This window comes from Pedobacter sp. (assembly GCF_035317785.1).
Lineage (GTDB): Bacteria > Bacteroidota > Bacteroidia > Sphingobacteriales > Sphingobacteriaceae > Pedobacter.
Window position 1 is genome coordinate 1 of the sequence record NZ_DATHGC010000165.1, and the last position, 17,379, is coordinate 17,379.

Annotated in this window: 11 protein-coding genes and 1 pseudogene; all 12 read right to left on the minus strand. The window is 42.9% G+C overall.

The features are described 5' to 3' along the window. A pseudogene (locus VK541_RS10010) lies at positions 1–548 on the minus strand (hypothetical protein); the annotation flags it as partial. A 52-nt stretch (positions 549–600) separates the two neighbouring features. After that, complete coding sequence (locus VK541_RS10015) at positions 601–1,812, minus strand: alginate lyase family protein (RefSeq protein ID WP_324369522.1); 1,212 nt, start codon at positions 1,810–1,812, stop codon at positions 601–603. A gap of 10 nt (positions 1,813–1,822) precedes the next feature. After that, positions 1,823–3,667, minus strand: a complete 1,845-nt coding sequence (locus VK541_RS10020; protein WP_324369524.1) for a right-handed parallel beta-helix repeat-containing protein — start codon at positions 3,665–3,667, stop codon at positions 1,823–1,825. A gap of 161 nt (positions 3,668–3,828) precedes the next feature. Then, entirely contained in the window at positions 3,829–5,445 is a 1,617-nt protein-coding gene (locus tag VK541_RS10025) for a hypothetical protein (RefSeq protein ID WP_324369526.1), read from the minus strand. A 17-nt stretch (positions 5,446–5,462) separates the two neighbouring features. After that, positions 5,463–7,127 (minus strand): hypothetical protein, encoded by a 1,665-nt coding sequence (locus tag VK541_RS10030; RefSeq protein WP_324369528.1) that lies wholly within the window; start codon positions 7,125–7,127, stop codon positions 5,463–5,465. 9 nt (positions 7,128–7,136) lie between these two features. Continuing rightward, positions 7,137–8,150, minus strand: a complete 1,014-nt coding sequence (locus VK541_RS10035) for a family 43 glycosylhydrolase (protein WP_324369530.1) — start codon at positions 8,148–8,150, stop codon at positions 7,137–7,139. 243 nt (positions 8,151–8,393) lie between these two features. After that, positions 8,394–9,911, minus strand: a complete 1,518-nt coding sequence (locus VK541_RS10040) for a glycosyl hydrolase family 28 protein (protein ID WP_324369532.1) — start codon at positions 9,909–9,911, stop codon at positions 8,394–8,396. 230 nt (positions 9,912–10,141) lie between these two features. Continuing rightward, positions 10,142–11,401, minus strand: a complete 1,260-nt coding sequence (locus tag VK541_RS10045) for an alginate lyase family protein (RefSeq protein ID WP_324369534.1) — start codon at positions 11,399–11,401, stop codon at positions 10,142–10,144. Between the two features lie 223 nt (positions 11,402–11,624). After that, positions 11,625–13,319 carry a LamG-like jellyroll fold domain-containing protein gene (locus tag VK541_RS10050; RefSeq protein ID WP_324369538.1) on the minus strand — a complete coding sequence of 565 codons (1,695 nt, stop codon included), beginning with the start codon at positions 13,317–13,319 and terminating at the stop codon, positions 11,625–11,627. Between the two features lie 126 nt (positions 13,320–13,445). Next, positions 13,446–15,083, minus strand: coding sequence for a DUF5008 domain-containing protein (locus tag VK541_RS10055; RefSeq protein WP_324369540.1), 1,638 nt, complete (start codon positions 15,081–15,083; stop codon positions 13,446–13,448). Between the two features lie 28 nt (positions 15,084–15,111). Further along, positions 15,112–15,816 carry a fasciclin domain-containing protein gene (locus tag VK541_RS10060; RefSeq protein WP_324369542.1) on the minus strand — a complete coding sequence of 235 codons (705 nt, stop codon included), beginning with the start codon at positions 15,814–15,816 and terminating at the stop codon, positions 15,112–15,114. 16 nt (positions 15,817–15,832) lie between these two features. Further along, complete coding sequence (locus tag VK541_RS10065) at positions 15,833–17,377, minus strand: RagB/SusD family nutrient uptake outer membrane protein (protein ID WP_324369545.1); 1,545 nt, start codon at positions 17,375–17,377, stop codon at positions 15,833–15,835. Positions 17,378–17,379: the final 2 nt, after the last annotated feature.

Consider the following 17,379-nt stretch of genomic DNA (forward strand, 5'->3'; position numbering starts at 1 on the left):
CTTGCACCCCAATCAGGATTTGGACTGCCACTGCCGGTATGATTGGTGAGCGGGGCATCTCCGTGCACGGATAATATCGCCAGCGTCCTCCTTGGGTTCCACGCTGCAAAATTCCAGGGATAGCTTGCAGCCGCTGAATGGCCTATAGGGATCACAGGGGCAAATTTAAGTTCCTGGTAACCGGATTGGGCAGCCAGACTGTCCATCATTTCATTGAATACTTCTCCGGCACCAGCCTTAAAATTGAAGACCATATCTGTTGCCGGCGTGACCCAGATCTCTGCAAAGCCAAGTCTACTTAAAGTTTTGCGAAATGCCTGGTGTTCCAGAATACCCTCCTCGAGCATATTGTGCTGACCAATTACCACGCCTCTTATTTGCCTGCAATTGGATGGCACCCAAAGAAAGGCGGTAGGATGGTCATTTGTTTCACCGGAAGTTATACTTTTAATTGGTACAGACCATTGCCACTCCGCTGCCAAACCACAAAATGAATCTCCTAACCCTAATATTACCAAAAAACAAAGCAGGTAAGTTTTTCTCATCATCAAATCTATCTTTTAGTCTACTGACAACAGGAGGTGTTTGGATATACTCAGTTTATTTTTTTGTTTCCTTTAACGAGAACAGTAAAGTGCCATATCCGGGATTATCTGCGCCAAAGCCCGCCTTTTCTGGCCGTAACTTTTCAGCGGCTATTTTAGTGTACTTATACAGTTCTGCCGGTAACCCTGCTCTGTTTTGATAATGATTTAAAACCATTTCAAAAATAGACCGCAGTCCGCCACGCCCGCTGGTAGAAATTTTTGCGGCGGGAAAGCGCCCGCTAATATCCATATAAGGTTCAAACGGCACCTCTTCTCCCAGGTTGTATTTGGCGGTGTATTCAAATCCTTTAAGTAAGCGGTTGTTTACCGCACTGTACATATCCATTCCCTGGCTCCAACCTATTTCACACATTTCTGAAAGGTGGCCAATGCCAAGCTGTGTATGCGGCTGATCACGACCGCTTTCCTGTATTTGCCCGTTTTCATTGACAATGTAATGCGTAAGGCTACCATTTCCGGGACCTTTATAGTAAAAATCAACAGCCCTGTCAAAAAGCGCATGGTTATCGCAAAATACCCCGATAGCCATCATTCCCTTCATGCAGGCCAGATCCCAGTTGCCATGCGCCCAGAGTGCAAAGTATTGGATAGGCGGATAAAAGACCTTCATAAACATTTCCTGGCACTGTTTGATATCAGCCGCTGCCCAGCCTGGGTAAGTCCGCATAATTTCCGCGGCACTCGCCATTTTAAAGCCACATAGTCCGGCTCCCAGCTCCACATCTGTACCATCAAAAACTTTAAACGTTTTTGACCATGCGTTAAGAATTTCGATGGCTTTTTTTGCATGAACTTCATTACCTGTAATGGCCCACATTAAAGCATTCTGATAGGCCGCGCATACATCTTTTTCCAAATAGCCAATATTTTTTCCGGCCCCGGCTAACAAACTGCGCTCGACATGTTCTACAGGGTGCGGGGTCCATTGGGCACTTGAATAAGGGCTGGCCTTAAAAAGATCGAAACCGCTTTTCCATGGTTCAGTACCTTTGGCTACCATCTCTTTCATCCTTTTTAAATCATTGGTGGTATGCAGTAACCCTGGATGCACAAATGCCTTTGGATGATATGCCGCCGGGGCTTCCAGCCGAAGGACTTGTGCCTGTAAATAAACGCAGGGACAAAATATCATTACCGGGATGATCAGTTTAAATATGGCTTTCATTGATTTATCAGGTAAGCACAGTTTATAAATAGTTTTCATGACGAGATTATTAATAAGCGAATAATAACTGGCCTTTAACGGCCGGCACAGGGTATTGGTAAAATGGCCCTGCTAATTTAGCAGTCTTGCCCGCCAGGGCTGCTCTAAAATCCTTGTTGACTGTTATAGGCCTGCCGTCAGGCAATTCCAGATACTGCTTGCTTAAGGTAAAAAAGCCAAGGAAGGCGGGGTTAAGCTCCGGACTTAAAATTTTAGGCACCAGATGGCTGTCAAAAATTAAATTTATTTGCTTGGCAGAGCTTACCAGTTTAAAATTGCTGCTTGTATTCACACGCTTACTGTGTTTATCTCCCCATGAACTCATTGAAGCTCCATCTGCATAAACATTATAGTCTGCTTCACAATTTGCAGCATCGTTTAACCCTTCAAGGCCACCTTTAATAAATAAATTACTGTACCAGCGGTTATCTATGGGAAGCGCAGGAATGGTTTGTTTGATTACCAGTGAATGAGACAGGAAATTACTAGTTGCAAATGATCTTCCCGGTGCCCTGTTATTGGTAAAGCCACAATTGTAAAAGAGGTTTTGTACAAATACATTGGCCTCTGCACTAATCATCTTCACACCTTCCCTTGTTGATATACCAGGACCAGAAAGTATGTTGTTGTCAATTAGTGCCGGGCCATGACTATTGTAAAGATAAATGCAGCTCTTTCTGGTATCTGCGATTACATTCCTGGAAATCCGTGCGCCCTGGAATAAGGGACCCAGAAACAGGCCATAACCTGATTCTCCATGAACCCGCCTGATCAGGTTATGACTGATCAGTACATCAACGGCAAGTACCAAACGAATCCCTCCGGATTCTGATACCGGGTAGTCTCCCTCGCCATTGATATCCTCTATCAAATTGTCTGTAATTTCACTACGGGTTCCATGAAGTAAACCGAACACACCGGCCTGACCACAACGGAAAATGTGGTTATGTTTAATTAAGTGATGCCCTACGGTGTTCATATCCTGAGAAAGATCGCTGTATTGTGGTTTGTTAGGGCTTGCTCCGGGATAAGCATGACCGGTTTGGCCGATTGAAATGGCTACGGACTTACAATCGCGCAGGATACAATTTTGGACCGACCAATGCGTCCCCCCGTTCGTTGATATCGCCCCTGCCTGCGCCCCATTAACAAATGCAGGCGGGCTGGCTATATGAGCAATGCTAAAGCCATCTATTGAAATATAGTTAACGCCTGGCTTTTCCGCGGAAAATGCGGACTGACGGACATTGATTTCCGCAAGCTTTAGATTTGGATTATTCTGTCCAAAGTTCGCAATAATTATGGTTTTTCCATTTCCCTGAACAGTATACCAGCTATTTTCCAGATTGCCAACCTCATCTAAACTCTTTTTCTCTTTCAATGGTTCATTTTCCAGATAAACTTCACCAAGGTGCATGGATGAAGAATCTTTATTAACCAATTCGGTGAACGGATTGAAATCCGTGAAAAAGCTATTATCGATTTCAGCTCGCCATGTGTTCCCGTTTTTTTTCCATTCTTTTATGCTTTCAGAGCCCTTAATGATTACCTCGTCACCGGGTGCAGCCACATAAACGATCCGTCCGGCGTCAGATGTCCCTCCCGAATGCAGGACAATCGTTTCCCGGTAAATTCCTTTGTGAACAACGATCCTGTCTCCTGGCTGGGCCATTGTCTCGGCCTTACCAATCGTCAATAAAGGAGCAGTTGCAGTTCCCTCGTTGCTGTCCTTACCTGTTTTGGCTACATTGATGATCTTTCCTTTTCCCTGAATTGATGACGCAGCCAAGCGGTTAAATTGAAAAAACAGCAGACCAACTGTCAGAACACTTAAAATACACTGTTTTTGAATCATAGTTTTTTATATTGACTTTTTATATTGACTTTAATAATCTCCTTTAGCTGTTTTGTTATCTTGCAGTTAAACAGGTCATCCTCACCTGCGCGTCTCTTTAATAATTCCAGTACCCAAACCTGCAAAAAGATATTTAAATATTTCTCTCTGGATGACCATTTTTACCTGCTGACAATGTAAAATACTTGTTCAACAGGTGCCGCTGACTGATATAATCGTCCGTTATTTCGCCCCCATTGATAGGCGACAACAGCAACTTTCACCGGATACTTACTTTTTACCGGGATGGGTGTAAATTTGAGCATGCCCTTTTCCACATAAGCCGGCCCTGCAATCACATAATAGTCAACCGGCAATCCGGCATTTGATTTGGCCTGCAGTATCATTTGCCTGGTACCCGGTTTGATGTCGGCTATTTTATTAAATGTTATTTCCTGAGGTCTACCTGCGGTTAACTTCGCCGGGATGTTTAATTTTCCCGGTTGCACTGCACGGCGGTATTCAGCATCGCCAGCATTTTCTTCCTGAATCCACAATTCGCCACCCATGCCTGAACGGTCAAACTGCAATCTGAAAGAAGATGGACCCGTTTGTATCGCGGGACCAGTAATTACCCGAAATTTAATAGGTGTTTTTTCAGTATGTCCGAGCTTTTGACCGGACCCTATAAGTTCCGGTGGTAATTGAGGCAGAAAGCCACCCTTCAGTTGAAAAGAAATGCCATCTGTATCGGGGACGAACTTCAATGCGGCGTAGCCCAGTTTTGCGACCGGCAACAATTGCCCATCCTGTATAAAAGTGAGCATTTGTTTCTTCCGTTTTATCCGGTCCCCTTCAAAATCTACTGCAGCCATAGCGGTCTCTTTATCAAAGAACCAGTAGCCATTGGCGCTTCCTCCTTTATATGACTGATAAGGAGCCGCTAAAAATTCGTCCTTTTCCATACCGCCTGTACCGGTTAACCAGCCAGACAATCTGTTGACAGGTCTTAAGGGGCCATTTGGTTTTGCGGATAAGCGGTATTGGCAGGCTTTGCGAATATAAAGGGCGATATACCGTGCCAGGTGATCTGACCAGTCAAAATGACCACCACCAGGATCGGTTACCACACCGATCAAATTGTCCTGATTTTCTGCCCTCAGCACCAATGCGCCCTTTTGAACTACAGGCCAGTAAAAATCGCGGTCTCCGGGTTTGGTAGCGGGATCCGGTACCCGGTATTGGGGCCATTCTGTGGTTTCACCCACTATATAACAAAATGGAATGTTCTTAAATCCCAGGGCTTCAGGCAGAGGTATAGTTTTGACAGGAATACAGGCGATGGTGCGATCGGGAAATGCGTTGGCAAAAGTCCAGGCAAAATGCCCGTTTGCGGAGTGACCCATTGGAATAACCGGCGTTGTTTTGAGTTCAGCATATCCTGACTGCGTGGCCAGATCATCCATCATCTGCTGAAAGATAAGATCCATTCCCGGCTTCATATCTGCCGTAAAAACCTGACTGCCCCGTTTATCTGGACCGACCCAAATGATACCCAGGCCAATGTCAGCTGCCGTACTTCTGATGATAGGGTCCTCAAGCCAGTTTCGCTCTAACAGATTAGAAAGGGAAACAATTACGCCTTTAACCTCCTTACAGTGAGGAGGTATCCACAAATAAACACTTCGTCCGCCCATTTTTACAGCATACTGATAGATCTGATCTTGTGGGCGGTATTGTGCCTTGCCATTTATACCAATAAAAATGAATGTGAATAAAATAATGAGCTTACGGATCATCGCTTTTCTGTTGATAATTATTTATTAGTGATCAAAAAAGTGCGTTCAAAAGGGACAGCAGTTTGCAGCTGAGGTTGATTGCTGTTGCCATACTGCCAAGCGACAACGGTGACCTTTACAGGAAACTTGCTGCGGGGCGGTATGGTTGTAATGTTCAAATGGTTATCCACTATTTCTGCGGGGCCATCCTGTACATAAAATCCAACCGGCACGTTTGCATCTGAGGTCGCTTCCAATTTTATGCCTTTTTTGTTTTTCGATTGATTTGGGATCGCTGAAAAAGCAATGTGCTGTTCCTTGCCTCTGGTATTTCTAGGGGGAATCTGCATCATCGCCTGCTGTACTGCCGGTTTATATTCGGCATTTCCCGGGTGACTGGCCGAAAACCACAATTCATAGCTATGTGAAGATTGCCAGAAACCCTTCTGAGGGTTAACCCTGAAAGTGGTGTCATTGATTTTGACAAAAGGACCTGTAATGCGGTCAACCTTTATGGGGAGATTTCCCTGTGCATGACCGATAACTGAGCCAGCCCGCATGTGAGCCCAGCCCGCAGGGCGCGGACTACCGCCGGGAACAGTATCATAAAATGCAGTGTGTATTTTAAAAGTTATACCATCTGCCTCCGGCTCAAATTTCAGATTAAACTGTTGATGAACATTACGTTGAGCTAATATCCGGTCCTGTTGTACATAACCTATTAATTGTGTTTTTTGGCTACGGTGTTTTGCCTGATAAGCGGCGGTCGCCTCAGCCATCTCCTGATCTATATACCAAAATGCCTGAGCAGGATTTCCTTTATATTGGTGAATCGGTGCCGGTTCAGCCGTGGCCGGCTCATCAAAATGCCATTTGTCGACCAGCCAGCCTGTCTTTGTAGGATCTATCTGTATCAATTTAGGGGCCTGACCCTCGGGTGCACCTTTCGGCATACGGTATTGCATTGCTTTTTTTATATACAATCCGATATAGGCAATTTTGGCATCAGAAGCCGCGAAATGAAACTCCGCCGGACATGCAAGCATACTTAAGGGCATTAATGGATAGTTTTGGCGTTCCTTTAATCCTTCTGCAGACCAGGAACCAGCCGATTCATATTCACCCATTGTTTCAAGACTGGGGATATAATTAATGTTGCGATCACCCCATATATCCGGAGCGAAGGGCTTAGCCCGGAAATATGGCCACTGGCCACTGACAGATATCGCAGCCAGCGCTCTTTCGGGATTCCAGGCAGCCATGTAATAAGGGTTACTTGCTGCAGCTGAATGTCCCATACCTATAAAAGGGACATATTGCAGTTCATTATAACCGGATACTTCTGCAAGATCATTCATAATACTGGTAAAGGTTTCTGCCGCACCCTCATTAAAACGAAAGAAAAGATCTGAAGCAGGGCTTACCCATACCTGCGCAATACCCAGCCTGCCCATCTCCTTCCTGAAACCGGGGTTCTCCAATATAGACTGCTCCTCCATATTATTTTGCGCAAAAATAACTGCCCTGACTTTTTTACAATCCGGCGGTATCCATAAAAAGGCTCGTGCCTGACCATTATTATCTTTCGCGTTTTTTACCAATGCTGACCACTGCCATACAGATGTCTGAGAGAAGGCCACTGTATTTATAAGCACAACCATGGCCAATATGCCAATAAAACCGCAAAAGATGTTTCTGCTCATGATCAACTATTATTTATTTATCGTATTTCCGCCTTGTACATATTTCCATTCTCCGGTTTCTACGTTAAGTGACCAGGGTTTTGGCTCCGGCACCCATAACTTACCCTCTCCTATCTCAAGAGGCATCCATATATATCTGGAATCCCATTGAGTTGAAGGTTTCCAGATGTCTGCCATAAAGATCACTGTGGTAGATTTCGTACCGGCTACCTTTATAAGCATTGTAGACTGAGAACCGTAGGTATTGGTCCCTGGAGGAGCTATATCCTTAAATTCGGTCCACGGACCCTCCAGAGAGGGTGCGGTAGCATATTTGTTTGGATTTGCCTTCCATCCTGTTAAAGCCGAGCCTATTGAATAATAAAGACCGTTATAATGAACAATGGCCCCGCCTTCCATATGCGCTTTAATTAAGCTCATTTCTTTTTCAACATTCATATAGTCCTCAGAAAGTTTTGCAATCCGGAAGCCAAAAGGACGGTCTTCAAAGACCAGATATGCCGTGCCGTCATCATCTATAAATTGTCCGATATCCCGGCTTTCATGCCCAAGAGGGCGAAAACTTTTTACATAAGTAAATTGTCCGTCAGGCTTGTCACTGACAGCAATACCAACTCTTGCCACTTTGTAACTTTTGTTATCCAGGTGAAAATACATTACATATTTTCCGGTCTTTTTGTTATGGAATACCTTTGGTCTTTCCAGTACCCATTTGCTGCCTAAATTTTCCGGATCAGACATCTTGACAACATCTCCCCGAAATTTCCAGTTTACAAGATCTGTGGATGAATAACAGCTTACGTACCGATAAGCTGTGTCAAGGCCTTTTGAACGCTCTTCTCCATACCAATAATAGGTTTTATTTATCAAAATGATGCCTCCGCCATGCGCCTGAACGTGCTTGCCCTGGTCATCCGGCCATATTTCTCCCGGCCTGATGATTTTTTGTTCTTGCCCAAAAGCACTTGTTACCAGTGCAATAAAGGAAAGGGCTATTAAGTGGTATTTAAGAAAAGTATTCATGTGTTTATGGTTATTTGTTATTAAACATTATTTGTTATTGTTGGGTTACGACAAACCCATAGCTTCTCTATACTCTAAAAATCAACAATTTTAACTGTTAAACTTATTTATTATTTACTGTTGCCGTGTATATCATCTCGTGCTCAAGCTTATCAATACCAGGTTGCTATTGTCTTTAAAAGCTCATGAAACTAAACGGGGAAATAGCAATGATAGGAACACCTTGCGATAAATTTTTTGCATCTATTTTTCTGATGTAATAAATGTTAGATTTTCAACATGTTCTCCGATAAAAAAATTGGCAAAGTCACCTGTCTTGTACCAGGCTGGTTTACCAGGCATTTTGTCTGCGATTACTTTCCCGTTTATCTTAAGATTTTCGAATGTGATATTTTTTATTTTTCGGGTTTCATCATAGCCAGCTATAATAGATAAGCCCAGAGGGCTGCCATTGTAGGAAATATTCTTAAAATAGATATTCTCAATTCCTTTTCCAGCCGAAGTATTGTATTTCGCATTATACATTACACGCATATTAATTAGCTGTCCTTTCCGGATATTTTCTACCCGGATATCCTCAAAGCTGATGTCCTTGATTAAGTTACTGTCTCCTGCATTTAAGGAAAGACAACCCTGATAATCGATCTGATTTTCACTTTCGTTAAGGATATCAATATTTGTGATTTTCATATTCCCAAGGATTTCAGGATTTTTAGAATTACCGTGGGTTCCTATTAATATTGGATGAGCAATATCGGCCCAAAGTACTGAGTTACTGATCCTGAGATTGTCTACATTCCCGCTAAAGCCCTGTTTGGTTCCATAAATTGCAATGCAATCATCCGAATTTCGCATAAAAACCCGGTCAATCAATACATCGGTACTACAGAAAATGTCTATGCCGTCACCCCATCCTTCAGAACTGAATGATTTGATATTGCTGATGGTCACATTTTTCGACTGTCCGGATACTATACTGTATCTGTGGGGCAATATAACAATCCCGCTCACTTCTACATTCTTAGCGTATTCAATTCTGATCTCATCATATTGTCTTTGTTGCTTGACAATCGGCAAAATAGGAGCTGTTTTGGAAACCGGATCTTCAAAATCTGCCATTTGTGTAACTATCCCTCTACCGATAATACGGATATTTTCTGCATTTCTTACTGCAAAATGAGCCTGAACAACAGCGCCCCCGGCGATATAGACTGTTTTATTCGAAGGAACTTTTACCGTTCCTGCATAATGTACCCCAGGTCCGTAATAAATTACACTGGTATCGGTTGGCGAAGGTCTTGAAGTTTCCAGAGGATTCGCAAACAAATGGAGATTATGATAGAGATCCCCATTGACTTCTATTGAGATATTTCTTGGATCAGTTAATGAAAAAGTTATCGTATTGCCTTTTACAACTGGAACAATACCATAAGACAAAGGCCGGATTTTTACGTCTTTCACAGTACCCTTAGTGTATGCAACTGATACTTCCACTTTTCCGGAAAAATCGAAATAAGCAAAAGACGTTGTTTGTACACGATTCTTACCATCCGTTACTTGAACTACCTTTGCCGGGTAAGACGGTAATGATTGCCACAATTTACCTTCCTCCCTGACGCTGACCGCGAAATCAGGATTTAATTTAACACCTGCTGGAGCTTTATATGCAATCAGCTGCGCACGGGCAGGTGTACAAATACTTAAAAATACACAGGCAAGAAAAGTTAAAATCTTCACTGGTTTGTTTAGCATGTTTATCATAATTCCATGGTTTTTATTGCGACAACAGAAAAAAGCATTTATACTCATTTTAAAAAAACTCCTTTGAAAATTGTTATTACTTAGTTTTCAGCTATCTCCATAGTGCCACCTCTCGGGGGGGTAATAATGCCAGGATCAGGCAGACCGAGGCCTTTAATTTCCTCCCGGGAATAGAGATTCAACCGCATTATTAAATAATGGGTAGAGGCGACCGGTGCTTGAAGGTCTACCTAGGGAGTTACCGGATCCATTGTTGTGGTTAAAGTGCCAAAACCCAACTGGTCAAAGCCGCCGCTATTTCCGCCGTAATTGCCTCCGCCTCCCTCAGGTCTTACTTTTTCAGCAAATCTCTTTGAATAAGGAGCCTGCAAACCTTTTACATTGACATAGTGGTTATATACCAACTCCCAGCAGGGGCGTATAGCCCCTCTTCCATCGGGAGAAACTACTGTTTGGTACGTATTTTCACAATTCCTATATGGCGTATAGGGCACATCTTCACCCAGATTGTATTTTGCTGTATATTCACAAAGCGCTAAAAAACGGCTACCACTATAAGCGAACAAATCTTCTTGCTGATTACAGGCCATCTGACAAAATGCACCCAATAGTGAGATATTTAAAGTCGCATGTCCCTGATCGCGGCCAGATTCCTGACCCTGACCAAGATTACCCGGAAAGATGACGTATACCGCGTTGTTTATGTTTCCCATCCCTATACCACTTTTGAAATAGGTCACTGCCTTATTAAACATGTCCTGATCATCACAAAGGACCCCTATAGCCAGGACTGTGGACATGTTACAGGCATCCCAGTTTGTCCAGTAATGTGATGAACAGGTTCCATTATGCCTTGTCAGGAAATCCAGGGATCTCTTATAAAACACTTCAACCATGAAATTTTTGAATTTTGTAAAATCCGCAGCTGACCACCCACTATAGCTCCGTACTATTTCAGCCGCGTTCGCAAACTGATAACCATAAAGTCCGGAAGCCAAGTAGGCATTGGAGTCGCCGCTAATACCAGTGCATGTTGTGGCCCATGCATTTAAAATTTCTACCGTTTTGGCAGCATAAGCATCATCACCGGATATTTTCCATCGTAAAGCTAGCTGATAAGCCGCAGCGGCATCATTATATGCTCTGGTATAATTATCACCCATAGGCTCTTCAATAGTACCCCCTCCCCTGATAATCTTAACGGTAGGATTAGGTTTATAATTCAGCGACGCATGTGAATTGGCAATCAAGACTTCCCATCCTGCTTTCCATGGCTGCGCACCGGCCGCAACTTTCGCTTTCATACGGTCAAAATCCTTCTGCGTATGTAATAAACCAGGATGAACAAAAGCAAAGGGCTTTTCCTGAGGAGGGTTTTCCGTTTCAACCGGGTCTTTAGTTGTTTTTTTACAGGCATTAATTACGATTAATACGATTAAAAAACATAAGGCGCCTAAGATGTCTTTGTAAATTCTTTTTATCACTTTCATAGTTTGATTAGATTTGTTTAGATACCATTGATTGAGCCTTATTTATCAGCTGGATATGAGGTCTCCCGAGAAACAACAGCTATCCAATTTAAATTTGATTGACACATCAACATTAAAAATTATTATTTACAGATCTCCCGTCATCAGAGCATGCTTTATCGCTATGACAACAAACCGCCGCTGGCAGTCAATCTCAGCGGCGGGTCATCATTTTAGTTAAGTATTACTGATTAAGCCATACTCTACCATCCAGACCCCATGTTTCTGGAGGAGTAATGGCCAACCAGCTTAAAATCTGACTTGGCACATCGACCGTATTAGGCACTAACTTAGCAAGATTTCCAGTTGGGGGTGGGCACAGCACATCATTCTGATCCGTCCATTGTAAGGTAGTTCCTGTACCCACGGAAATATGAAAATCATTCCCTGCAGGGCTTTCATCTTTAATGATCAATCCGCTTCCGTCATTAGCCGGCCAGTAACCAATCAAACGATTCCAATAAGGATGAGATTCAGTAATACGGCTATCGCAGGCATACTGAGCAATAACTGCATCAGACAACGGCGCTTTCCAGATGCGTATATCACTTAAAAAGCCATCAAACGGCTGTCCTGTGTCAACGGGAATAAAACCCATTTCCAACGGCGCGGAATTGTTCATCGTCCCCAACTTCACCGAACTGGCAATTGACAACTCAGCTACCTGTTTGCCATCTCTGAAATACCTTATCGTTCTTAAGAAATTTTTATTATATACAACTACAGCTAAACTGTGCCAGTTGCCATCGACAAGAGTGGTCGGATCATCAGCGGCCTGATGACCAACGCCCTGACTTCCCATAAAAAAGCGCCATTTACTTGATTCCCAGGCAAAAGCCCACCCATTGCCAACACTCTTGGTTTTATCAAATCTTTTTGAAAAGAATACGGGCCATTCATAGACAAAGCTGGTTCCCCGAATATTCTTTTTCACTTTTAATTCAATCGTGAATGATGTAGTATCTCCAAAATTGTATATGCTATTATTATTTTTAACCTCTGCACGTACTGAAGTTGCTATTGTTGCGGTATTGTTTGCCGGAGCAGAGTACAACCGTAAAAATTTGCCTGTATATTTATTTCCGGTAAACGGTTTGTTTATTAGATATGGTTTATAACCAGCATTGTAGGCTATTGTAAACGTATTTGCTTTCGGATAACTGAATACCGTTTTATCATCCTGGGCAGGCGGGATCATTGCCTGGCCCCCATGGTTCGAGGTAATGACAACCAGCCAGTCTTCTTTTGCATAATCTCTTCTTGATCTTAATGCGGTCAGCATTTCACCAAGATACTGATCAAATTGAAGGATCGCATTTCTATATTCAGGAACAGAATCATCATATCCAAATTGTGCTCCGGCAATATCAATAGCATCAAATTGTCCAACAATCAGTGAAGCTATGTCACTACCGAGTTCTGCTACAACCGCTGTCTTAACTTCTGCATCTGAGTTAAACGACTGACTTACATCCGCACCTGTGGTAAGATTGTCCTTAAATATTGTAGAAGACGCAAACGAAGCAATACGGGTTTCAGGTCGTGAAGCTTTGATCCGCTGGAATATCACCGGATACTGCGCCAGTTGATTTCCTGCAAAAGAATCATCTGTAATCTTATGTTTATTTTTCTTTACTCCTGTCATCAGATCTGCCCATCCATTACCATTAGTCCCTAAACTGTCACTTAGGGAATTCCAGGAATAAGTTGAATTTTTTAGTAATGACATGACATTTGGAGCATTAGCATCCCTTACCGACCATCCCCTTGCGCCGTCCACGATCAGGTAGAGTACTTTGCGGGTTTTAACTATCGCGCTTGTTGAATCATTGTACTCCCGCGAAGGCAACAGCTTATCGAATTCACTGTTGCATGACATGATCGATCCAAGGATAGGAATTAATAACATCCCTGTTATTAACCTATATTTCAATACTTGTGATTGTAAACTCATTATGATTTCATATTATATTTTAAACAATAAAACTATTGCCGATTTTCTGGTTTAATTCTCAAACACTAACCTGGTGATATTGGAAACCGGGGTACCATCTATTTCGGTAAATGCACCCAGGAGCATGACCGCTATTTTCCCATTGGAAGTGGTTGTCTCATACAGATCACTTAATGATCCTTTCAATTCACCGATAGCGTTGTATCCTTTCGCCAGTTCTCCGGCAGGCGTTAATACCATAAAACTGGCACGTCTGATACCGTTATAACCTGTAAAACTGCCGTTGACAATAATCAAACCATTTGACAATTGTTTGGCAAAGACAGGTATACCCTCAGATGAAAAACCCTTTGAGCTGAATGAATTATCCAGGGATCCGTCAGCATTGAGCAGCGCAACACCAGCTGCCGGAGTGCCGTTATAACTGGTAAATGATCCCGATATCAGGTACTTGTTGGAGATCGCATTGTAGGTTATTGTATAAATTGATCTGTCAGCCCCCAAACCGCTGTTAAACGTCGCGTCAACGGTACCATCGGATTTCAGGCGGACGATACGTCCTGCAGCTATTCCGTCAAAGTTATTGAAATTACCAACCACAACTAGCTTTCCGTCAGCCTGCATAAAGGAATTGGATATAGTTCCGTTACCGCCAGCTAAACCTGTGCGATATGTCTGATCTAAGGAACCTTTATCATCCAAACGTATAACCTGAGGCGCCTCGGTACTGTCCACAACGAGACTGTCACTTGTAATGGTGATGCTACCAATCGTAACAGGTTTTCTTGGAACGTCATACCTGTGTTTCACATAGTATCTGAAATTTCCCACAGCAATTATCTTATTTTGAAAATTGAAGACCTCATCAATGGTTGAATTGGTTCCTCCATTAAATACAGGAACATATTTCTTCTTCCCTGTCGCAGGAATGCCTGGTGCAATACTATGGGTAGTGCTGTACGTATCAACACCGACAGAATCCACTTCTCCGTTTGAGGACAACCTGGTGATATTGTTGATATTGGTCAGTGCCGATCTTTCGTGAAAGAAACTGGAGAAACTTCCCCCTGTAATGAATTTATCATTCAATGGGACGATACTGTTCAGTGTTCCATCTGCCCCCCCGGAACGAAACGTCACATCTGCACTGCCATCACTAAATGTGCGCACAATACGATTTACGGGTGAAATTAAGCCTCTGCCATCGTAGTCTGTAAATGAGCCCACCAGTATAAAACGCTCATCACTTACTGCCAGTGCATAATTTACACCCTTATCTGCCCCCCCTTTAACTCTGAATTCAGGATCAATACTGATCTTCCCGATCACCTTAAATTTAGGCCCGAAAAATACCTGATCGCCAATCGTCAAAGTAGTAGCGCCTGAGCTTGCAGTTTCAGGCACTTTAACACTTATGCCGTTTTCAGTAACCGCAATAATTTCTGCCTCCTGACCGTTAAAAGAGAAAACGATTTGGTCTTCGTAGGGGATCAGTCCGGTCGCTGCAAAAGTCGTAACGGTTCCGCCTTCCCCCTCTTGCGGGGTAGGGGGTACTGCAAGATTGACTTTTACCCCCAATGGTTCTTTTCCTTTTTTGTAAGGATCTTCGTAAACTTTACTTTTTTCGCAGGCACTAATAAAAGCGGTCGCCAGACAAAGTAATAATATGCTCGTATGTTTTAATTTCATTGTCTTAGTATTAAATATCTGTTCTTTTTTATCTGCTGGAATATATTTCATTGACAAAACCAAAGTCGAAACCAAATCGGTGATCTAGCCTAAGCGTATGCACAACACCATTGGTAGGTTGAATGTCTGAAGAAGAGACATCTGTTCTGAGCCAGTTTTCAAGGGGCCTGTTCAGATCAGGAATATAGGATATCGCCAGGTGCCTGTAACCTGCGTACTTAATTCCATTGATATCATCATATATCACCCCTATATTTAAGATCGTTTTGTTATAGGAATAGTAACTCTGCCCGGGATATACCGCCTGCAATGTCAGATCGAGCTGATAATAATCATTTACCTTGTTCGCTCCCTTAAACATGTATCTCATCAGGTATTTACGCCAAATCTCCGGACTTATATCCTCAAGAACCTTTAACGTGTCCCGGCCCCGTTGGTATAAAAGTTGATTCGCATCTTTTAAGGCAAGTCTGACCGCTTCGTCTGTTGGTGCGAAAAAGGTAAGGTTATCGTCCTGAAATTCTCTTTCGAGACCTGCTATTTTTATAATAGAAGAAATTGTGTCAAAAGATCCCGGCTTGGACTGCAGATACTGAAGCATATTGCCATCAAATACCGGATTCTGAACACCTCCGTCAAAATAATACTCATCTTTTCTACACGAGGCAAATACCAGCAGGAGAGCAAGACCAAGCCAAACTCCGGTATTTGTAAATGTTAAATACGTTTTCATAATTCTTTCCATCTTGTTATTGCCAGTATTCATTTAATTTCATATAAGGATTGTTATGGAGTGCAGAACTATTTATCGGCCAGGTCCAGCCCCCACGATTAAACTGATCTTGTGTTAACGGATTAAGTGTCCATAGCGGGTCCAGAATCCTGTTTGTACGTATCAAATCAAAATAGAGATATCCTTCACCCATCAGTTCTTTACAGCGCTCATTAAAAATTGCATCTTTTAATGGCTGTCCTCCTGCACCTGTATAGCCCGGAGTAATTGCCCGCGTTCTTACCATATCCAGCATTTTTATAGCATCACCATCCTGCCCTAATTCAGCCAGGGCTTCCGCACGTAGCAAAATCGCATCCGGATACCGGAAAATGATGAGGTCCCATTCCGGAATACCCGAAGGCCCTGTAACGTTTGAAGCCAGGCTTCCTTTAAATTTCAATAGCTGAAAGTTGCCATCCTGAGATAACATAAAATTGTCAAACCAGAGATCCCTCCGCTTGTCTGAAATACCTGTCGGGTACAGTCTCAGCAAATAATCCGCTCTAAAATAGCCATGACTGGAATTGTTCTCCCCGCCGGTGGCCTTATTGGGATACTTCAACATGATTTCCCCAAAAAATGCCCTGAAATTCGGCGCTGTTGGTTCGTAGTTAATACTTTGGTTGAATTCGAATATTCCCTCAGTACTCCTTCCCTTCATGACTTCACTAAAATTCTCCAGGGGCATCAAAGTATAGACATTACTTTTTATCAACTCATCCCCCCTATCTGCAGTTTCCTGATAATATTTGTCCTTGTTGGCTTTGTCAAATCCCGCATTCCACATATTCATATTCATTAATAAATCCAGTGCTGCTCCGCGGGTAGCCCGGACGGCTCTTAATGCCGGATCAGAAAACGCCAGCGGAAGATCATTTGCTTTGGGTTTGAGGTCCGCTATGCATTTATTTAATACGGAAACAAAATTTTCTCTCGGCAGAGGATCTTGCTGATACGGTAGTATATAGTAAGGCACATCACCATACAAACGAACCATCAAAAAGTAAGTCAGACATCTGATAAAAGCGGCTTCTGCTTTATACTGGCTTGTTTCTGCAGCACTTAGTCCGGGGATTCCCTTGTCGACCCTGTCATATAATATATTAGCGCCCTGTATCACTGAATAAAAATCATACCATTGGGTGATGGAAGAAAATCCTAGACCATTCCATGCAGCATTAGTGGAAAGTACACCCGTACCACCCATGAGGTTATTTACAGCAAATTGTTCATAAACAAGACGTATATTTTTTTCGGCGGCAGCGTTGGTATTGTTGGCAATTGTGGCTCTGATATAACCGGAACGAAGTTCGCCGGTTGCCGGAATGAAAGAGGTACTGGTAAGTTTACCCCTAAGCTTTGCATATAAATCGCTGGTGAAGGACTCGGCATCAGCTTTAGATGCCCAGAAAATATTCCCGCTTAATTTATCAAGCGGTTTTACATCCAGGAATTTCTTACAGCCAATCTGTCCTAAGAAAATCGATATAAACAATATAAAAATAGTATATTTTTTCATAC